General features: G+C 68.7%; 21 protein-coding genes and 1 riboswitch. Of the genes, 14 read left to right on the forward strand and 7 right to left on the reverse strand.

The window, feature by feature from the left end; genetic code table 11:
• A riboswitch (S-adenosyl-L-homocysteine riboswitch) is annotated at nt 1–85 on the forward strand.
• Nucleotides 86–150: 65 nt separating this feature from the next.
• The 3 genes from ahcY (at nt 151) to metF (ending at nt 3,332) form a co-directional block, all read left to right on the forward strand.
• Nucleotides 151–1,608, forward strand: a complete 1,458-nt coding sequence (ahcY, locus tag AC099J_RS04450) for an adenosylhomocysteinase (protein WP_479614010.1) — start codon at nt 151–153, stop codon at nt 1,606–1,608.
• Between the two features lie 126 nt (nt 1,609–1,734).
• On the forward strand, nt 1,735–2,493 hold the full coding sequence (locus AC099J_RS04455) for a TlyA family RNA methyltransferase (RefSeq protein WP_479614011.1): 759 nt from the start codon (nt 1,735–1,737) through the stop codon (nt 2,491–2,493).
• Nucleotides 2,490–3,332 carry a methylenetetrahydrofolate reductase [NAD(P)H] gene (gene metF, locus AC099J_RS04460; RefSeq protein ID WP_479614012.1) on the forward strand — a complete coding sequence of 281 codons (843 nt, stop codon included), beginning with the start codon at nt 2,490–2,492 and terminating at the stop codon, nt 3,330–3,332. Before AC099J_RS04455 ends, metF begins: the two co-directional genes overlap by 4 nt.
• Before the next feature lie 26 nt (nt 3,333–3,358).
• On the opposite strand, the gene AC099J_RS04465 is transcribed toward metF, so the two are convergent.
• Nucleotides 3,359–4,381, reverse strand: coding sequence for an asparaginase domain-containing protein (locus AC099J_RS04465; RefSeq protein ID WP_479614013.1), 1,023 nt, complete (start codon nt 4,379–4,381; stop codon nt 3,359–3,361).
• Nucleotides 4,382–4,557: 176 nt separating this feature from the next.
• Between AC099J_RS04465 and AC099J_RS04470 the strand changes: the two genes are divergently transcribed.
• From AC099J_RS04470 to AC099J_RS04490, 5 genes are all read left to right on the forward strand, one after another.
• On the forward strand, nt 4,558–5,520 hold the full coding sequence (locus AC099J_RS04470) for a Bug family tripartite tricarboxylate transporter substrate binding protein (RefSeq protein WP_479614014.1): 963 nt from the start codon (nt 4,558–4,560) through the stop codon (nt 5,518–5,520).
• 2 nt (nt 5,521–5,522) lie between these two features.
• Nucleotides 5,523–6,761: a CaiB/BaiF CoA transferase family protein gene (locus tag AC099J_RS04475; protein WP_479614015.1), complete on the forward strand. Its 1,239-nt coding sequence runs from the start codon at nt 5,523–5,525 to the stop codon at nt 6,759–6,761.
• Complete coding sequence (locus AC099J_RS04480) at nt 6,758–7,141, forward strand: cupin domain-containing protein (RefSeq protein ID WP_479614016.1); 384 nt, start codon at nt 6,758–6,760, stop codon at nt 7,139–7,141. Before AC099J_RS04475 ends, AC099J_RS04480 begins: the two co-directional genes overlap by 4 nt.
• Before the next feature lie 8 nt (nt 7,142–7,149).
• Nucleotides 7,150–8,313, forward strand: coding sequence for an acyl-CoA dehydrogenase family protein (locus tag AC099J_RS04485; RefSeq protein WP_479614017.1), 1,164 nt, complete (start codon nt 7,150–7,152; stop codon nt 8,311–8,313).
• Nucleotides 8,314–8,598: 285 nt separating this feature from the next.
• Nucleotides 8,599–9,513, forward strand: coding sequence for a LysR family transcriptional regulator (locus tag AC099J_RS04490; RefSeq protein ID WP_479614018.1), 915 nt, complete (start codon nt 8,599–8,601; stop codon nt 9,511–9,513).
• On the opposite strand, the gene AC099J_RS04495 is transcribed toward AC099J_RS04490, so the two are convergent.
• Nucleotides 9,486–10,382 (reverse strand): DMT family transporter, encoded by an 897-nt coding sequence (locus AC099J_RS04495; RefSeq protein ID WP_479614019.1) that lies wholly within the window; start codon nt 10,380–10,382, stop codon nt 9,486–9,488. The two genes, AC099J_RS04490 and AC099J_RS04495, sit on opposite strands and share 28 nt — an antisense overlap.
• A 54-nt stretch (nt 10,383–10,436) precedes the next feature.
• On the reverse strand, nt 10,437–11,336 hold the full coding sequence (locus tag AC099J_RS04500; RefSeq protein WP_479614020.1) for a 23S rRNA (adenine(2030)-N(6))-methyltransferase RlmJ: 900 nt from the start codon (nt 11,334–11,336) through the stop codon (nt 10,437–10,439).
• A gap of 214 nt (nt 11,337–11,550) precedes the next feature.
• On the opposite strand from AC099J_RS04500, the gene rplM reads away from it, so the two are divergent.
• The 3 genes from rplM to erpA all read left to right on the forward strand — a co-directional run bounded on the left by rplM (nt 11,551) and on the right by erpA (nt 12,913).
• A complete protein-coding gene (gene rplM / locus AC099J_RS04505; RefSeq protein WP_479614021.1) occupies nt 11,551–11,979 on the forward strand; it encodes a 50S ribosomal protein L13 in 429 nt (142 codons plus the stop codon).
• A gap of 11 nt (nt 11,980–11,990) precedes the next feature.
• Nucleotides 11,991–12,383 (forward strand): 30S ribosomal protein S9, encoded by a 393-nt coding sequence (gene rpsI, locus AC099J_RS04510; protein WP_479614022.1) that lies wholly within the window; start codon nt 11,991–11,993, stop codon nt 12,381–12,383.
• Nucleotides 12,384–12,547: 164 nt separating this feature from the next.
• Nucleotides 12,548–12,913 carry an iron-sulfur cluster insertion protein ErpA gene (gene erpA / locus AC099J_RS04515; RefSeq protein ID WP_479614023.1) on the forward strand — a complete coding sequence of 122 codons (366 nt, stop codon included), beginning with the start codon at nt 12,548–12,550 and terminating at the stop codon, nt 12,911–12,913.
• Nucleotides 12,914–13,045: 132 nt separating this feature from the next.
• On the opposite strand, the gene AC099J_RS04520 is transcribed toward erpA, so the two are convergent.
• Nucleotides 13,046–13,924: a DMT family transporter gene (locus AC099J_RS04520; RefSeq protein WP_479614024.1), complete on the reverse strand. Its 879-nt coding sequence runs from the start codon at nt 13,922–13,924 to the stop codon at nt 13,046–13,048.
• A 144-nt stretch (nt 13,925–14,068) separates the two neighbouring features.
• Here AC099J_RS04520 and AC099J_RS04525 point away from each other — a divergent pair, with 144 nt between their 5' ends.
• From AC099J_RS04525 to AC099J_RS04535, 3 genes are read left to right on the forward strand one after another with little or no spacing between them, the layout of a single operon-like run.
• A complete protein-coding gene (locus AC099J_RS04525; RefSeq protein WP_479614413.1) occupies nt 14,069–15,043 on the forward strand; it encodes a diacylglycerol/lipid kinase family protein in 975 nt (324 codons plus the stop codon).
• Nucleotides 15,040–15,879 (forward strand): metallophosphoesterase family protein, encoded by an 840-nt coding sequence (locus AC099J_RS04530; RefSeq protein WP_479614025.1) that lies wholly within the window; start codon nt 15,040–15,042, stop codon nt 15,877–15,879. The genes AC099J_RS04525 and AC099J_RS04530 overlap by 4 nt, the downstream gene beginning before the upstream one ends.
• Nucleotides 15,842–16,687 (forward strand): phosphatase PAP2 family protein, encoded by an 846-nt coding sequence (locus AC099J_RS04535; protein ID WP_479614026.1) that lies wholly within the window; start codon nt 15,842–15,844, stop codon nt 16,685–16,687. Before AC099J_RS04530 ends, AC099J_RS04535 begins: the two co-directional genes overlap by 38 nt.
• Before the next feature lie 9 nt (nt 16,688–16,696).
• On the opposite strand, the gene AC099J_RS04540 is transcribed toward AC099J_RS04535, so the two are convergent.
• From AC099J_RS04540 to AC099J_RS04550, 3 genes are all read right to left on the reverse strand, one after another.
• Nucleotides 16,697–16,909: a hypothetical protein gene (locus AC099J_RS04540; protein ID WP_479614027.1), complete on the reverse strand. Its 213-nt coding sequence runs from the start codon at nt 16,907–16,909 to the stop codon at nt 16,697–16,699.
• A 96-nt stretch (nt 16,910–17,005) separates the two neighbouring features.
• Nucleotides 17,006–18,631, reverse strand: coding sequence for an MFS transporter (locus AC099J_RS04545; protein WP_479614028.1), 1,626 nt, complete (start codon nt 18,629–18,631; stop codon nt 17,006–17,008).
• 11 nt (nt 18,632–18,642) lie between these two features.
• A complete protein-coding gene (locus AC099J_RS04550) occupies nt 18,643–19,116 on the reverse strand; it encodes a CreA family protein (RefSeq protein ID WP_479614029.1) in 474 nt (157 codons plus the stop codon).
• Between the last annotated feature and the right edge of the window lie 8 nt (nt 19,117–19,124).

Genomic DNA, 19,124 nt, shown 5'->3' on the forward strand with positions numbered 1-19,124 from the left:
CCTTCCGAGGAGCGTTGCAGTGTCCCGTCGTGCCCCACGATGCGGATGCGAGGCTCGGATTCAATCGCAACGACGCTCGCCCACGGTTCTGTGTGGTGAGTTTTCCCCTGCAGGCCGTGGTCGTCTTCAACCTGCCGATATGGAGTCGTCATGAACGCACCTGCCTCTTCCCAACAACTGCAAAACAGCGACTACGCGATTGCCGATCTGAGCCTTGCCGCCTGGGGCCGCAAGGAAACGAAGATCGCAGAAACCGAGATGCCCGGCCTGATGGCCATCCGCGAAGAGTTCGCCAAGACGCAGCCGCTCAAGGGCGCGCGCATCACGGGCAGCATCCATATGACGATCCAGACCGCCGTGCTGGTCGAGACGCTGCAAGCGCTCGGCGCCAACGTGCGCTGGGCCTCGTGCAACATCTTCTCAACGCAAGACCACGCGGCCGCCGCGCTGGTGGCCAACGGCGCCAATGGCGGCGCCGGCACGCCGGTCTTCGCGCACAAGGGCGAGACACTGACGGAATACTGGGACTTCACCCACCGCATCTTCGAATTCGGCCCCAAGGGCAGCGAAGGCGAAGGTCCGAACATGATCCTGGACGACGGCGGCGACGCCACGCTGCTGATGATCCTGGGCCAGCGCGCCGAGAAGGACATCTCGGTCGTGGCGAACCCGACCAGCGAAGAAGAGACCTGCCTGTACGCCGCGATCAAGGCCAAGATTGCGGTGGACCCGACCTGGTACACCCGCAAGGCCGCGCAGATCATCGGCGTGACCGAAGAGACCACCACCGGCGTGCACCGTTTGAACGAGATGAGCGCCAAGGGCACGCTGCCGTTCCGTGCCATCAACGTGAACGACTCGGTCACCAAGAGCAAGTTCGACAACCTGTATGGCTGCCGTGAATCGTTGGTCGATGGCATCAAGCGCGCCACCGACGTGATGATCGCCGGCAAGGTGGCGTGCGTGGCCGGCTATGGCGATGTGGGCAAGGGCTCGGCGCAGGCGCTGCGTGCACTGTCGGCGCAGGTCTGGGTCACCGAAATCGACCCCATCAATGCGCTGCAGGCCGCGATGGAAGGCTACAAGGTCGTGACCATGGAGTACGCGGCCGACAAGGCCGACATCTTCGTGACCACCACCGGCAACAAGGGCATCATCCGCCACGAACACATGCTGGCGATGAAGGACCAGGCCATCGTCTGCAACATCGGCCACTTCGACAACGAGATCGACATCGCCTCGCTGGAGAAGTACGAGTGGGATGAGATCAAGCCGCAGGTCGACCACATCACCTTCCCCGACGGCAAGAAGATCATCATGCTGGCCAAGGGCCGCCTGGTGAACCTGGGCTGCGGCACGGGCCACCCGAGCTTCGTGATGTCCTCCAGCTTCGCGAACCAGACCATCGCGCAGATCGAGCTGTTCACCAAGTCTGACAAGTACGAAGCCGGCAAGGTCTACGTGCTGCCCAAGCACCTGGACGAGAAGGTGGCCCGCCTGCACCTGAAGAAGGTCGGCGCGATGCTGACCGAGCTCACGGAAGAGCAGGCCGCCTACATCGGCGTGCCGGTGCAGGGCCCGTACAAGCCTGACACCTACAGGTATTGAACACACCCCCAGTCTGTGCGCCCCTGGGGGGCGCTTCGCCAACCCCCTTGCAGGGGGCGACGCCTGCGGCCCGGCAAAGCCGGTTCCGCGGCATCTCTGGCCTTTGGCCGTGCTTACTGGAACGCCATGCGTGCTGATCAACTTCTCGTCGACCGCGGCTTGGCCGCTTCACGCTCACAGGCCCAGCGGCTCATCGCTGCGGGCCTGTCGTGGCGCGTGGGCACGGGGCCGTGGAAGCCCGTCGGCAAGAACAAAGACGAGTTGCCCGCCGATGCCGAACTGCAGCTGCAGGACGCGGCCGAGGCACGCTACGTGTCGCGTGGTGGGCTCAAGCTGGAAGGCGCGCTCAAGGCCAGCGGCGTGGACCCGACGGGCCTGGTCTGCCTGGACGTCGGGCAGTCCACCGGTGGCTTTACCGACTGCCTGCTGCAGCACGGCGCGGCGCGCGTGGTCGGCGTCGACGTCGGGCACCAGCAGGTGCACCCGCGCATCCAGGACGATGAGCGCGTGCACTGCATCGAAGGCGTCAATGCGCGTGCGCTGGCGCCCGACGACCTGGGCGACGAACTGCCCGAACAGGGCTTCGGCCTGATCGTCGGCGATCTGTCGTTCATCTCGCAAACCTTGGTGCTGCCGGCGCTGGTGCCGTTTCTGGCCGAGGACGGCGCCGTGCTGATGCTGGTCAAACCGCAGTTCGAACTGCAGCCGGGCCAGGTCGGCAAGCACGGCATCGTGCGCGACGACACGATGTACCCGGTGGTGCGTGCACGCATCGAGGCCAGCTGTGCCGATCTCGGCCTGACGATGGCCGGCTGGTGGGACAGCGTGATCGACGGTGGCGACGGCAACCGCGAATTCTGGATGTTGGGGAGAAGGAAACCATGAACACGGGCACCCAGACCTATCCGGTCAGCTACGAGTTCTTTCCGCCGAAGACGCCCGAGGGCGTGGCCAAGCTGCGCGTCGTGCGCCAGGCGCTGTATGCGCGCCAGCCCTTGTTCTGCTCGGTGACTTACGGGGCCGGCGGCTCGACGCAGCAGGGCACGTTTGGCGCCGTGGCCGAGATCCTGGCCGAGGGCGTGGACGCGGCCTCGCATTTCTCGTGCGTCGGCGCCACGCGCGAGACCGTGCGCACGCAACTGGCCGAACTGCGGGCCATGGGTGTCAAGCGCCTGGTGGCGCTGCGCGGCGACCTGCCCAGCGGCTACGGCGCCGGTGGCGAGTTCCACTACGCCAGCGATCTGGTGGCCTTCATCCGCGCGGAGACCGGCGACACGTTTCACATCGAGGTGGCGGCCTACCCGGAGGTGCACCCGCAGGCCCGCTCGCCCGAGGCCGACCTACAGGCCTACGCGGCCAAGGTGCGGGCTGGCGCCGATGCGGCCATCACGCAGTATTTCTACAACGCCGACGCGTACTTCCGCTTCTGCGACGAGACCCGCAAGCTGGGTCTGGACGTGCCCGTGGTGCCCGGCGTCATGCCCATCATCAGCTCCACGCAGCTAATGCGCTTCTCCGATGCCTCGGGCGCTGAGATCCCGCGCTGGATCCGCTTGCGGCTGCAGGCCTTCGGCGACGATATCGCGTCCATCAAGTCCTTCGGCCTGGACGTGGTCACGACGCTGTGCGAACAGCTGCGCGCAGGCGGCGCGCCAGGCATTCACTTCTACACGATGAACCAGTCCGCGGCGACGCTGGAGCTGTGCCGGCGGCTGGCGCTGTAGCCGCAGGATCGCAGGCGGTCGCGCCGTCAGGCCGGCACTGAACATTCGCCGCAACGCGGCCGGGCGATCTCTGCCCGCACTGCTTCGGGCTGCAGGCCCTGCGCCACCAGGTGGTGCAGCTTGGTCACCGCAGCCTCGACCGTCATGTCGTAGCCGCCGACCACACCAGCGGCCGCCAGGGCCGAGCCGGTGGCGTATTTGGACTGGTCCACGCTGCCACGCGCGCACTGCGAGATGTTGACCACGACCGTGCCGCGCGCGCTGGCCTCGCCCAGTGCGTTCAGAAATCCCGGCGTGCTGACCGGCCCGTTGCCGGCGCCGTAGGTCAGCAGCACCACGCCGGCCAGCGGTGGCGCCAGCATGTGCTGCAGGCGTGACACGTTGAGGCCGGGGTACAGGCGCAGCACCGCCACCTCGTGGCCCGCTGGCGGTGCGAGTTCGAAGGCTTCGGCCTGCGGCATCGGCAGCACGCGCACGGTGTCGACCACGGTGTCGATGCCGATGCGCGCCAGCGGCGGGTGGTTGGGCGAGTCGAAGGCGGCCAGGTCCGCACTGGCCAGCTTGGTGGCCCGGTTGCCGCGCAGCAATCGGTCATGGAAGTACAGGCCTACCTCGGGCAGGGGATGCTCAGCGGCCAGTTGCAGCGCGCCGAGCAGGTTGTTGCGCGCATCGCTGCGCGGCACGCACAGCGGGATCTGCGAGCCCGTGACGATGACGGGCTTGCGCAAGCCCCGCAGCGCGAACGACAGGGCCGACGCGGTGTAGGCCATGGTGTCGGTGCCGTGGATGACGACGAAGCCGTCGTAGTGGGCGTAGCGGGCGGCGATGTCGGCGGCGATGGTGTGCCAGTCGGCGGGGCCGGCCTCGGCGCTGTCGATCAGGCGCGCGTACTCGACCAGTTCCCACTCGGGCATGCCGCCGGTGCCGGCAGCGGGCAGCACGGCCGACAGGCTGGCCGCCAAGGCACCATCGGGCACATAGCCGGCAGCCGTTGGCCGCATGCCGAAGGTGCCGCCGACGTACAGGACGCAGAGTTTCTTCAGTGGCATCGACGCGTCTCGCAGGCAGTGGGGTCGGCGCGGATGCTACTGCACAGGCCGCGCGCCCGTCCCGCAGGCTGGCGCCGGCGTCATCATTCGCAAAAGCAATGGTTCGAGCCGAAAGAGCAATTGGACTTGAATGCTTGCCGTGGGGATGATGCCGGCCACCACTTCGGAGACATTCCATGCGCCTTGCCTTGCGTACTGCCCTGGCCCTCGCCGCCGCCCTGAGCGCGTTGGCCGTGCAGGCCCAGACCTACCCCACCCAGCCCGTGACGCTGGTCGTGCCATTTGCGGCCGGCAGCGGCACCGACGCCGTGGCCCGCACGGTCGCCCAGAAACTCGGCGAGCGGCTGAAGCAGCCTGTCATCATCGACAACAAGCCCGGTGCCAACGCCCAGGTGGCCGCGCAGTTCGTGGCCAAGGCCAAGCCTGACGGCTACACGCTGTTCATGACGACCAACACCTCGCATTCTGCGAATCCGGCGCTGTACAAGGAGCTGCGCTACGACCCGGTCAAAGACTTCACGCCGGTCGCGCGCGTGGGCGAGTTGCCGTTCGCGCTGGCCGTGCATCCCGGTGTGCCCGCGAAGAGCCTGCAGGAACTGATCGCCCACGCCAAGGCGAACCCCGGCAAGCTGTCGTACGCCACGCCCAACAGCACCTCGCTGGTGGCGATGGAGACCATCAAGCGCATCGCCGGCATCGACATCGCGCAGATCCCCTACAAGAGCAGCCCGCAGGCCATGACCGATCTGGTCGGCGGCCAGGTGCAGGTGTATGTGGCCGATTTCGGCTCCGGCCTGTCCATGCTCAAGAGCGACAAGATCCGCACGCTGGGCGTGACGACGGCCAACGAGTCGAAGATCCTGCCCGGCGTCGCGCCCATCGGCGCCACCGTGAAGGGCTTCGACCTGACCTCGTGGAACGGCATCTTCGGCCCGGCCGGCATGCCCAAGGAGATCGTGGACCGGCTCAACGCCGAATTGCAGGTGGTGCTGGCCGAGAAGGACACGCAGGACAAGCTGGGGCAGCTGGGCTTTGAGGTCTGGCCGTCGAAGACGCCCGAAGAGTTCGCCCAGTACGTGCGTGACCAGCTGACGCACTGGGGCAGCCTGATCCGCCAGTCCGGCGTGCAGCCGCAGTAGCCATGCCTGCAACGCAAGGCCCGCTCGCGGGCGTCAAAGTGCTGGACCTGACCACGGTGGTCATGGGGCCGTTCGCCACGCAGATCCTGGCCTCGCTGGGCGCCGAGGTGGTCAAGGTCGAAAGCCCCGAGGGCGACAACATGCGCCATGTGGGGCCCATGGTGAACCCCGGCATGGGCCACATCTTCCTGCAGGCCAACCAGGGCAAGCGCAGCCTGGTGCTGGACTTGAAGCAGAGTGCCGCGCGCGACGCCGTGCTGCGGCTGGCCGAGCAGAGCGATGTGCTGATCAGCAACGTGCGGCCGCAGGCACTGGCGCGGCTGGGGTTGGACGCAGCCGCCGTGCAAGCGCGCAACCCGCGCCTCATCCACGTGAGCTGCTGCGGCTTCGACCAGGAGGGGCCGTATGCGGCCAAGCCGGCCTATGACGACCTGATCCAGGGCGCGACCGGCATCCCCTGGCTCATGCAGCAATACGGCGCCGAGGCCCCGTGCTACGCGCCTGTCACGCTGGCCGACCGCGTGACTGGGCTGCACGCGGTCTATGCCGTCACGGCGGCGCTCTACGCGCGCGAGAAGACGGGTGTGGGCCAGGCGGTGGTCGTGCCGATGTTCGAGGCCATGACGCAATTCGTGTTCGGCGACCACCTTGCCGGTCTGGCCTTCGAGCCGCCGCAGGGCAACGCCGGCTACGCGCGCCTGCTGACCGCGCACCGCCGGCCCTACCGCACGCGCGACGGCTATCTGTGTGTGCTGATCTACAACGACAAGCACTGGCGCAGTTTCTTCGCGGCCATCGGCGAGCCCGAGCGCCTGGCGCAGGACGCACGCTTTGCCACGCACGGCGCACGCGCGGCGAACATCGACGCGGTCTACGCGGAAGTGGGCCGTTTGATGGCCGAACGCAGCACCGCCGAGTGGCAGCACCTGCTGGATGCCGCCGATGTGCCCAACATGCCGATGAACACGCCGCAGGATCTGCTGGACGATCCGCACCATGCGGCGACCGGCTTCATCCGCACGATGGACCACCCCAGCGAAGGCCGCCTGCGCAGCCCCGGCGTGCCCACGCGCTGGAGCGGCACGCCGCCGGCGTTGGATGCCACGCCCGCGCCGCGGCTTGGAGAGCATTCGCGCGAGCTGCTGCGCGAGCTGGGCTATGGCGATGCCGATATCGCCGCCATGCTGGCCACGGGCGCCTGCGTGGCCGCACCCACACCATCCACGGAGACATGCCAATGACCACCCGATCCCCCCTGTTCGTGCGCGGCGCCGAGGTGCCCGCCTACCACCCCGCCAACCACGACCACACCAGCAACCAGCGGCTGATCGGCCCGGCCAATGGCGCGCGGCATCTCGAAGTGGTGCTCGGCACCATCGGCCGCGGCGGCGGTGCGCTGCCGCATGCGCACCCGGGCATGGAGCAGGTCTGCTACCTGCTCGAAGGCACGGCCCGCGCCGAGGTGGATGGCGAAGTGTTCGACATGCAGCCCGGCGATTGCTGCCTGTTCCCTGCCGATGCCATGCACGTCTTCACCGTCACCAGCGAGCAGCCCGCGCGCCTGCTTGTCATCTACAGCCCGCCGTATGGTGAAGACCCTGCGCGCGTGCGCAGAAGCTAGGGACCGCCATGGACTTCAACCTGAATGACCAGCAGCAACAGATCGTCGAGGCCGTGCAGCGCGCCTGCGCGCCGTTCGATGCCGACTACTGGCTGCGCCGCGACCGCGAGGGCGGCTTTCCCGACGACTTCCACCAGGCCATGGCGCAGTCCGGCTGGCTCGGCATCGCCATGCCCGAGGCCTATGGCGGGGCTGGCCTGGGCATCACCGAGGCGGCGCTGATGATGCACACGATCTCGGCCACCGGGGCCGGGCTGTCGGGCGCGTCTGCCGTGCACATGAACATCTTCGGCCTGCACCCGGCCGTGGTGTTCGGCAGCGATGAACAGAAGGCGCGCTGGCTGCCGCCGCTCATCGCAGGCCGCGACAAGGCCTGCTTCGGCGTGACCGAGCCCAACACGGGCTTGAACACGCTGCGGCTCAAGACGCGCGCGGTGCGCGAGGGCGACCACTACGTCGTGACCGGCCAGAAGGTCTGGATCTCCACGGCCCAGGTCGCCAACAAGATCCTGCTGCTGGCGCGCACCACGCCGGTGGAGGAATCGCGCGGCACCGAGGGGCTGAGTCTGTTCTACACCGACCTGGACCGCAGCACGGTGGAGGTGCGCGAGATCGAGAAGATGGGCCGCAAGGCTGTGGATTCGAACCAGGTGTTCATCGACGGCCTGCGCATCCCGGTGGCAGACCGCATCGGCGAGGAGGGCAAGGGCTTCAGCTACATCCTGCATGGCCTGAACCCCGAGCGCATCCTGATCGCCGCCGAGGCCATCGGCCTGGGGCGTGCGGCACTGGCGCGCGGCGCGCAGTACGCGAAGGAGCGCGTGGTGTTCGACCGGCCCATCGGCCAGAACCAGGGCATCCAGCACCCGCTGGCCAAGTCATGGATGGAGCTGGAGGCCGCGCACCTGATGGTGTACAAGGCTGCGAGCCTGTACGACGCCGGCCAGCCCTGCGGGGCCGAGGCCAACGCGGCCAAGTACCTGGGCGCGGAGGCCTGCTACAGCGCCTGCGAGAACGCCATCCTCACGCACGGCGGCATGGGCTATGCGAAGGAGTACCACGTGGAGCGCTACCTGCGCGAGGCGTGGATTCCGCGGCTGGCACCGGTCAGCCCGCAGCTGATCCTGTGCTTCATCGCAGAGAAGGTGCTGGGGCTGCCGAAGTCGTATTGAGTGCGGCAGGCCGCGCGCGGCTCAGCGGCGTCTCGGCGTGCCGGGCAGGGGTGGGGGGGCGGATTTCGCCGCACGCGCCTTGGCCGTGCAGGCCAGAAGCGAGAGGGTCAGCAACGTTGCGCAAATCCAGGTCATGGCGTTCTCCTCGTGATGGGCATCGGCGTCATGGCGATGGGCCCCATGCCTGCGAGGTTAGGCCTGCCGCCGGTCGAGCAGTGACGGGGCGCGCGCCGGTCACCCGGGCCGCGGTGCCGGCTGTCCGATGACCGACGCCATACTGGTGCGATGAAGATCCACCTGCTGCGCTACTTTGTTGTGCTGGCCGAAGAGCTGCACTTCGGCCGCGCGGCGAAGCGGCTGGCCATCACGCAGCCACCGCTGAGTTCGGCCCTCAAGGCGCTCGAAGACGAATTGGGCGTGCGCCTGCTGGAGCGCAACAGCAAGCACGTGGCGCTGACGCCGGCTGGCGCGGCGTACCTGGCCCATGCGCGGCTGGCGCTGGAGCGGCTGGCCACGGCGCGCGATGCGGCACAGGCGGTGGCGGCCGGCATGCGCGGGCGGCTGGAGCTGGGCATGACCGGCTCCATGGTCTACCGCGAGGTGCCGGCCATCGTCGACACCTTCAGCGCGCGCCGGCCCGACATCGAGGTCCACCTGCGCGAGATGTCGTCGGCCGAGCAGTTGGAGGCGCTGCGCCATGGGCAGCTGCACGCGGGCTTTCTGAACGCCAGGGCCTTTCCGGCGCCGCTGGCCAGCCTGTCTCTGGCCGACGACACGCTGGTGTGCTGCCTGCCCGAGTCGCACCCGCTGGCGCAGGAGAAGAGCATCGACCTGAAGCGCCTGGCGGATGAGAACTTCGTGATGTTCGCGCGCGACGTGGCCCCGGCCAACTACGACAACGTGATTGCCGTGTTCAACCGCGCCGGCATCCACCCGCGCACGCGCCATGCCGCGCGGCAATGGCTGACGGTGATCGCCATGGTGGCGGCCGGGCTGGGTGTGGCGCTGGTGCCGGCGTCCTTGGCGCAGGCCGGCATGCGCGGGGCGCGATTGGTGCCTGTGCGCGGCCTGGTACCGCTGACGGTGGGCGCGTTGGCCTGGCGCAAGGAGGACGCGGGCCTGGCCGTGCTGGCCTCGTTCATCGAGGTCGCACGCGAGGTGCTGGGCAAGCCTCAGCGTGCCGTGCGGTTGACGAGGTAGATGCCGGCCAGCACCAGCACCATGCCGGCGGCGTGGAAGCCGTACAGCGGCTCGTTCAGCACCAGCCAGGCCAGGCCCGCCGCATACAACGGGCCCAGGTAGATCACCACCGCCACGCGCGCCGCACCCAGTTCGCGCTGCATGACCGAGTACGCCAGATAGGCTGCGAACCCGGGCACGATCGCGGCCGCCATGGCCAGCGCGAAGCCGTGCCATGACAGCACTGGCAGCGTGGCCTGGGCGATCTCCCAGGCCGTGAATGGCAGCAGCACCAGCACGCCGGCCGCGCTGATGACCGCCAGCCGGGCCATCGGCGACAGCGGGCTCTGCCAGCGCCGCAGCAGCACCGAGTACAGCGTCCACGACAGCGTGGCCGCGAAGATCCAGGCATCGCCTGCGACCAGCGTGACGCCGGCCAGCGAGCCCCATTGGCCTTTCAGGATCACGTGGACCACGCCCACGAGCGCCAGCGCCACGCCCAGCGCCTGCAGGCGGTCGAAGCGTTCCTTGAGCCACAGGGCCGACACCAGCGCGATCAGCACCGGCGACAGCGCGTAGATCAGTGCGATGTTGACGGCCGCCGTGGTCTCGCCGCCGATGTAGACCCAGGCGCCGCAGATCCACATGCCCAGAGCGCCCAGCACCAGCGTGCGGCGCCACTCGGCGGCGATCTGGGCACGGTGCTGGCGCAGCTCGCGCCAGGTGGGGATGGCGAACAGCAGGCCGGCCACGGCCCAGCGCAGCAGGGCCAGCAGGTGCGGTTCGATGACGCCCGGCGCGCTGCGTGCCACCAGGTAGTTCACGCTCCAGAACGCGGGCGTGATGAAGATCAGTGCGACGGCCAGCTGCTGGCGCGAATGGGGCGGCATTGACCGTGTTGGTAGTGGCGGCATCTGCGCGCCGCCGAGCGGCGGCGACGGCGCTCAGCTGCCCGAGCGTTCCAGCGCGAAGGTGGCGTGCTTGTCCTGGCCCAGCAGCTGCACCAGCTGGGGCAGGGCGGGGGCCAGCACACCGTGCAGCGTGTGTGGCGGGTTCACGATGAACATGCCACTGGCCGGCAGGCCGGGACGGCGCTGCTCCATCAGCGTGTTGCTGGGTGGCAGCTTGGCCGCCTTGACGGTCAGCGTGGCGTGCAGCCAAGGCTTGCCGGCGCGCTGCGCAATCGTCTTGAGCTTGCGCGGCAGGATGTGGGCCTCGTTGCGCGCGATCACCGGGTACCACACGACGTAGGTGCCGGTGGCAAAGCGCTGCAGGCACATCGTGACCATTTCCACCACACGGCCGTAGTCGCTCTTGACCTCGTAGCTGGGGTCGCACAGCAGCAGCGCGCGGCGCGAGGGCGGCGGCAGGAAGCGGCGCACGCCCTCGAAGCCGTCCTCGCGGAACACGGCGATCTCGCGCCCGGCGTCCAGCTGGGCAATGTTGGCCTGCAGCGTCTTGGTGTCCGTGGGGTGCATCTCGAACAGCTTGAGGCGGTCCTGCGGCCGCATCAGCCGCTGCATCACAAACGGCGAGCCGGGGTAGACCTTGTGGCTGCCGGCCTGGTTGAAACTGGCGATCAGCTCCAGGTAATCCTTGAGCGCGGGCGCCAGGTCGGGCACGTCCTTCGCGCGGGCCAGCAGCCGCAGCAGGCCATCGGCCGCCTCGCCGCTGGTGGCCGCGTAGTCGCCGTCGAGCCGGTACAGGCCGGCACCGGCATGGGAATCGACCAGCGCCAGGGCGGTGTCCTTGTCGACGAGGTGCCGCAAAATGGCGACCAGCACCATGTGCTTGAGCACATCGGCGTGGTTGCCTGCGTGGAAGGCGTGGCGGTAACTGAACATGGGGCGATGGTAACGGCGCGTTGGGCCCAGCGGTAGACGGACGGGCTGAGCTGGCTATAATGCGCGGTTTCGCAGCGATCGGCTGACCCCGCGGCGAGAAGCACAGACTCGTGAGAACGCAGACGTGCACATTCCCACCTAAGAGGCTTCCTTCAGAGAAGCACCGACCGTGGAAAAGGGTTGCCCAAACCATTGTTCTCCAGAGAGAAACTCCATGACTACCTTCAGCGCAAAACCCGCTGAGGTCGTGCACGAGTGGTTTGTGATTGACGCGACCGACAAGGTCCTCGGACGAGTAGCCAGCGAAGTTGCTCTCCGTTTGCGCGGCAAACACAAGGCCATTTACACGCCTCACGTCGACACCGGTGACTTCATCGTCATCATCAACGCAGCCCAGCTGCGCGTGACCGGTGCTAAGTCCCTCGACAAGATCTACTACCGTCATTCGGGCTATCCCGGCGGTATCAAGGCCACCAGCTTTCGCGACATGCAGGCTCAGCACCCTGGCCGCGCGCTCGAAAAGGCCGTCAAGGGCATGCTGCCCAAGGGCCCGCTGGGCTACGCGATGATCAAGAAGCTGAAGGTCTACGGTGGCGCTGAGCATCCGCACACCGCCCAGCAGCCCAAAGCCCTGGAAATCTGAGGAGCCACACAATGATTGGTGAATGGAACAATGGCACCGGCCGTCGCAAGTCCAGCGTCGCCCGTGTCTTCCTCAAAAAGGGCACCGGCAAGATCACGGTCAACGGCAAAGACATCCAGGATTTCTTTGGCCGCGAAACGTCGATCATGATTGCCAAGCAGCCTCTGGTGCTGACCAACCATGTCGAGACCTTCGACATCATGGTCAACGTGCACGGCGGTGGTGAATCCGGCCAAGCCGGCGCCACCCGCCACGGCATCACCCGCGCGCTGCTCGACTATGACGCCACGCTCAAGCCTGAGCTGAGCAAGGCTGGCTTCGTCACCCGCGACGCCCGCGAAGTGGAACGCAAGAAGGTCGGTCTGCACTCTGCACGCCGCCGCAAGCAGTTCTCCAAGCGCTGATCGCCCTCGGCGCAGCCCATCGAAAACCGCCCGCGTGGCGGTTTTCTTTTTGGGCTGGCCCGCCTGCGCAAAGACCGCACCGGCATGGCCGGCAAAGGCCGCTCAGGCCACGTTCGCTGCGCGGTTGCAGTAGCATCCTTCCCATTCCCCACCGGAGTTCCCCCATGAGCGCAGTTGCCAACGACATCCAGACCGACATGCCCGCCCCCATCCTGTTCACGGACAGCGCGGCGGCCAAGGTGGCCGACCTGATTGCCGAGGAAGGCAACCCCGAGCTGAAACTGCGCGTGTTCGTCCAGGGCGGTGGCTGCTCCGGCTTCTCGTACGGCTTCACGTTCGATGAGATCACCAACGAGGACGACACCACCATGACCAAGAATGGCGTGTCGCTGTTGATCGACGCCATGAGCTACCAGTACCTGGTCGGCGCCGAGATCGACTACAAGGAAGATCTGCAGGGCGCGCAGTTCGTCATCAAGAACCCCAACGCCACCAGCACCTGCGGCTGCGGCTCGAGCTTCTCCGCCTGACTCCCGCTGCTGCCGGCCTTGCCCGGCAGCGCATTCCCACCCCCTCCTCGCGCCATAGCGCCGGCACACCACGGCCAGCGGCAGCGTGCCGTGGCCGCGCCGCCGTCGCCGCGCAGCGTGCTGATCGTTCTGTCAGCCCGTCGTGCGCGCGCGGTGTTCCTGCCGCACCAGCGCAATGCCGCTGGCCACCACGATGGCTGCGCCGGCCAGCGTGGCAGCGTCGGGCAGGGTGGTCCAGAGCAGCCAGTCCAGCGCCACGGCCCATACCAGCGCCGCGTATTCGAATGGCGCCACCACCGCAGCCTGCCCGTGGCGGAACGCCTCGGTGATGCAGATCTGCCCGATGCTGCCGGTCACCGCCATCACCAGCAGCAGGCCGGCGTGCTCGGCGCGCACCGGCACCCACCCTGGGGCGGCCAGGGCCGTGGCACCCACGGCCAGCGCCACCGTCATCCACAGCACCACGCTGGCGCTGGAATCCGTGCGCGTCAGCACCCGCCCGACGATGGCCGACACCGCATAGCACGCCGCCGCCGCCAGCACTGCTAGCGCGCCGCCGCCCAGCAGCGCGCCTTGGTCCGGCCGCAAGGCCACCAGCACGCCCACCAGACCCATGCCGATGGCCAGCCAGTGGCCAGCGCGCACGGTCTCCTTGAGCACCGGCACCGACAGCAGCGTGATCAACAACGGCGCGATGAAGAAGAGCGTGTAGGCCGCCGCCAGCGGCAATGTCTTCAGCCCATGCGCGAACAGCGACAGCATGCTGATGCCCAGCACGCCGCGCAGCAGGTGCAGCGGCCAGCGCACGCGCAGCAGCGTGCCGGCCTGCCGGCGCCACAGCACGTAGGCCAGCACCAGCGGCAGGCCGGCCAGGCCGCGCAGGGCGGCGACCTGCACACCGGGGTAGTGCGCGGCCAGCAGCTTCATGACCGCGTCCATGACGGCAAAGAAACTGACGGCGGCCAGCATCGCCAGGATGCCGCGCAGGTTGCTCGAGACGGGAATAGGCAAGCTCCTGCGCCGGACGCGCAAAGTGCCGATTCTCGTGCCGCGCCCCGGTCCTGGGCCCTGGTCGATCTGCCGGTCTTGTCCGACGCGGCGCGCGCCGGCCCGCTGCTAAGCTGAGCCGCCGTGACCGACACCACCCCCCACGCGATGGCGACCGCGCCCACATCCGCACCTGCGATGGGGCCTGACAGCCCCTTCTTCATCGTGCTGAACGCAGGCTCCGGTCGTGAAGACGCCGACAGCACCCGCCAGACCATCACCGAAGTGCTGACCGCTGCCGGGCGCGAGCACGAACTGCTGCTGATCGAGCGCGGCGCGCATGTGGCCGATGTGGCGGCGCAGGCCGTGCAGCGCGCGCGCGAGCGCGGCGGCGCCGTGGTGGCCGCGGGCGGCGACGGCACCATCAACGCCGTGGCCCAGGCGGTGCTGCCGACGGGCCTGCCGTTCGGCGTGTTGCCGCAGGGCACCTTCAATTACTTCAGCCGCACGCACGGCATTCCGTCGGACACGGCCGAGGCGACGCGCGCGCTGCTGCGCTCGCGCGTGGAGCCGGCGCAGGTCGGGCTGGTCAACGACCGCGTGTTCCTGGTCAACGCCAGCGTCGGGCTGTACCCGCAGCTGCTGGAGGACCGCGAGGCGTACAAGAAGCGGTACGGCCGCAGCCGCCTGGTGGCGTTCGGCGCGGCGCTGGTGACGCTGCTGCAAGCGCACCGTCCGCTGCGCCTGGCCATCGAATACCAGGGCGCAGAGCGTGCCGTGCGCACCGCCACGCTGTTCGTGGCCAACAACGCGTTGCAGCTGGAACGCCTGGGTGTTGCCGAGGCCGAGCAACTATCACGGGGCCAGCTGGTGGCCATCGCGCTCAAACCCATCGGCACGCTGACCATGCTGCGCCTGATGCTGAAGGGCGCTTTCGGCCGGCTCGGCGAAGCCGATGATGTGGTCAGTTTCGCGTTCGACCGGCTCGGCGTGCGCCCGGCCGCCCCACGGCGCGCCGCCAAGGTCAAGGTAGCGACCGATGGCGAGATCTGCTGGCTGCGTGCACCCCTCGATTTCCGCGTCTCGCCGCAACCGCTTTGGCTGCTGGCGCCCGCGCCCGAAGACGCCGTGGAGCGTGCATGACGGCAGGCGCGAGCGCGGTGCTGCAGATCTCCGATCCGCACTTCGGGACCGAGCGCGCGCCGGTGGCGCAGGCGCTGGTGGCCCTGTCGCAGCAGCTGGCGCCCGATCTGGTGCTGCTGTCCGGCGACATCACCCAGCGCGCCACGACGGCCCAGTTCGCAGCAGCGCGCGCCTTTGTCGACCGGCTGGCGCCGGCGCCGGTGCTGGCGATTCCCGGCAACCACGATGTGCCGCTGTTCAATCTCGCGGCGCGGCTGTGGCAGCCCTATGCGCGCATGCAACAGGTGTTCGGTGACGAGCTGGAGCCCTGTCACCGCTCGCCGCACTGGCTGGTGGTGGGCGTGAAGACCACGCGCCGCTGGCGCCACAAGAACGGCGAGGTGTCTGCCGAGCAGATCGCACGCGTCGCCGCGCTGCTGCGGCAGGCGACGCCGGGCCAGCTGCGCGTCGTGGTCGTGCACCAGCCAGTGGCCGTGGCGCGCGAGCGTGACCGGCACGACCTGCTGCGCGGCCATGCCGCCGCTGTGCGGTCCTGGGCCGAGGCCGGCGCCGATTTCATCGCTGGCGGTCACATCCATCTGCCGTACGTGCTGCCACTGCACGAGCTGCACACCGGCCTGGCGCGCCAGGCCTGGTGCGTGCAGGCTGGCACGGCACTGTCATCGCGGGTGCGGGCCGAGGCCGACAACTCGGTCAACGTGCTGCGCCACGGCAGCACGACAGCGGGTACGCGGCACGGTGTCGTGGAGCGCTGGGACTACGTGCCCTCGGTACAGCGCTTCGAGCGCGTGGCGCGCCATGACCTGGCCCTGGGCGCGGCGCACTGCCGTGCCTGAGCACGCCGCCGCTCTGCATTGGGCCGAAATGCTGGGGCGGCACCCGCTGCCCGGCTTTGGCCTGATGTTGGGCATCGTGCTCGCCGGCACTGCTGTGGCCTTCGTGCTGCTGCGCCGGCTGCACGGCGCGCCGCAGCGCAGCAATTTGCCGCCGGTTGTGTTCCTGGTGCTGCGCCTTGGCATCGGTTTCGGCCTGGTGCTGGCGGCCGGCGCGTTGTTCGCCGAAATGATGGAGGCGCTGGAGGCCGACGAGGCGTTGGGCGCTTTCGACACGCGGCTGGCCGGGGTGCTGGCGCAGACGCTGCCGGCCGGTGTGCTAAGCGGCGTCGCCTGGCTGACGCACTTCGGCGACCCGATCACGTTGACGGCCATCCTGCTGGGCGTCGCGCTGTGGCTGCTTCTGCGCGGACGCCGTTGGCTGGCGCTGGGCTGGCTGGCGGCGGGTGTGGGCAACGGCCTGCTGAACGCTTCACTCAAGCGTGTGTTCGAGCGCGTGCGGCCGGTGCACGAACATGGCTTTGCGGTGGCCGACGGCTTCAGCTTTCCCAGCGGCCACACCTCGGGCTCGGTGGTGGTCTACGGCATGCTGGCGTACTTGGCGGTGCGCCTGCTGCCGCCCGTGTGGCATCTGCCCAGCGTGCTGGCGGCTGCAACGCTGGCCTGGTTCATGGGCCTGTGCCGGGTGCTGCTCCAGGTGCACTGGGCCAGCGATGTGATGGCGGGCTTCGGCTCGGGGTTGGCGTGGCTGACGGTGTCCATTCTCAGCATCGAGATGCTGCGTCGCTACCGGCGCGCGCGCGCCGGCTAAGCGGCCCGGCTACACCAGGCCGAGATCGGCGATGCCGGCACCCGGGAGCACGCGGGCACGATGCGCCGCGCGCCAGACCGGGCCCAGGTCGTTGGCATCGGGCTGCCAAACCCTGGTCCAGCCCGGCCAGCCGGTTGGCCGGATTGCCGCGGCTGGCGCCCTGGCCGACATGCGTGTCCCAGCCGCCGTGTCGACGAAGCCCAGCTGGTAGTGCTCGCGCATTGGCCGGGCGATGCGGTTGGAACGTCAGCGCAACGCGGGCGCCGGCTTCCGTCGCAAGTCTGGCTTTGCCCGCGTTGGCAGACCGCGCCCTCAGGGCTACGGGCTTTCGACCACGAAGCGCGTGACCCGCGGCGGATCCTCACCCACATGGAACGCCAGCTTGCGCTCGCGCAGCGCGATGTCGGAGCCGGTCACGCGGTCGAAGCGGCGCAGGTGCTCGGTCCAGGATTCGTCAACGATCTGCTCGGTGTAGTGGGCCGGGTCGGCAATGTCGCGCAGCAGGTTCCAGCTCAGCGCGCCCTGGGCCAGGCGGCTGCGCCGACTTTCCTGCATGGTGCGTTCGAAGTCTTCGGCCCGTGTCGGGTCGATGCGGTAGTCGATGGTGACCAGCACATGGCCGCTTTCGGGCGGCTTCTCGGCCACCGGCACCTTCAGCACGTGCGAGGGCGAAAGGTCTTCCTCGATCTGCAAGTCCACCACGAAGCGCTGCGCCAACCACATGGTGATGCCACCGCTGAACGCGGCGATCACCAGGCTGTTGTGCACGCTGCTGACGGTGGCCACCTGGCCCCACAGGCCGGCGCCGAACGCGCTGGCGCCCATGATGGCCATCTGGTACATCGCCATGCCGCGCGCGCGCACCCAGTCCGGCAGCGCCAGCTGGGCCGAGACGCTGAGCGAGTTGGCCGTGGAGATCCAGGCCATGCCGCCCACGAACATGGCCGGCACCGCCACCGCGACGTTGGGCGCAAAGGCCACCGCCAGCGTGGCCGCCGACTGCAGCAGCGTGCCGTACAGCACCAGCCGGTCGCGTGTGAAGGCCTGGCGCAGGCGCGGCATCAAAAAAGCCGTGGCGATGGCGCCCATGCCCATGGAGGCCAGCAGCACCGTGAAGGTGGCGGCGTCGCCACCCTGCAACCCCCGCGCCACCAGCGGCAGCATGGCGATCAGCGCCGTGGAGTGGAAAAAGAACAGCGCGATGCGCACGAGAACGGCCTTCAGCCGGTTCGACTGGCCGACAAACTGCAGGCCTACGCGCATGGCGCTCCACAGCTTCTCGCGGCCCAGCGGGTCGGGCCGGTGCTCGCGCTTCCAGCGCATCAGCATGAAGCCGGAGGCCAGCGACAGCACGGCGTTCAGCACGAACACGTAGGCGCTGCCCAGGCTGGCGATCAGCGCACCGGCCAGCAACGGGCCGACGATGCGCGAGGCGTTCATCGTGATGCCGTTCAGCGCCAGCGCGGCCGGCAGCTGCGCGCGCGGAATCAACTCGGGCACCACTGCCGAATACACCGGCCAGCGCATCGCCAGGCCGATGCCGTTGGCAAAGGTCAGCGCCAGCAGCAGCGGCGGTGTGACGGTGTCGGTCAGCACCGTGATGCACAGCACGATGGCCACGGCGGCGACCCAGAACTGCGTGGCGATGTAGAAGCGGCGCCGGTCCAGCATGTCGGCCAGCGCCCCGCTGGGCAGGCCGAACAGGAACACCGGCAGCGTGGCGGCTGTCTGCACCAGCGCCACCCAGATCGGCGAGGTGGTCAGCGAGGTCATCAGCCACGCTGCCGCCACGTCGTTCATCCACATGCAGATGTTGGACGCCAGCCAGACGATCCACAGCATGCGGAACACCGGCCAGCGCAGCGGTGCCAGCGTGGAGAGGTCGGGTTCGGGTGTAGAGGCCTCGTCGGGCGGCAGGGCCGAGGGGCGCTCTTCTGGCGGCATGGGTGGCCGGCTTACTTGACCGGTAGCGCGGTGGCGCGGTCCACCGCCACGGCGGTGATGGCGTTCATCGGCGAGCCATCGACCAGCTTCTCGGAATAGGTCAGGTAGACCAGCGCGTGGCGCTTGGTGTCCACCATGCGCACGATGCGCAGGCGCTTGAACAGCACCGACATGCGCTCGCTGAACACCTCTTCCTGTTGCGGCAGCGGCTGCGATACGGTGATCGGGCCGACCTGGCGGCAGGCGATCGAGGCCTCGGCCTTGTCCTCGGCCAGGCCGACGGCGCCCGACAGCCCACCGGTGCGCGCGCGCGAGACATAGCAGGTGATGCCGCTCACGCGCGGGTCGTCGAACGCGTCGACCACGATCTTGTGGTTGGGGCCCAGCCACTGGAAGGCGGTGTCGACGTCGCCGATCTTTTCGGCACGGGCCTGCGTGCAGGCCAGCACCAGCAGCGAGGTCAGAAACAGCAGCCGGGTGCGCATGGTGGGCC

It is taken from the genome of Rhodoferax sp. RT4P68 (genome assembly GCF_056521305.1).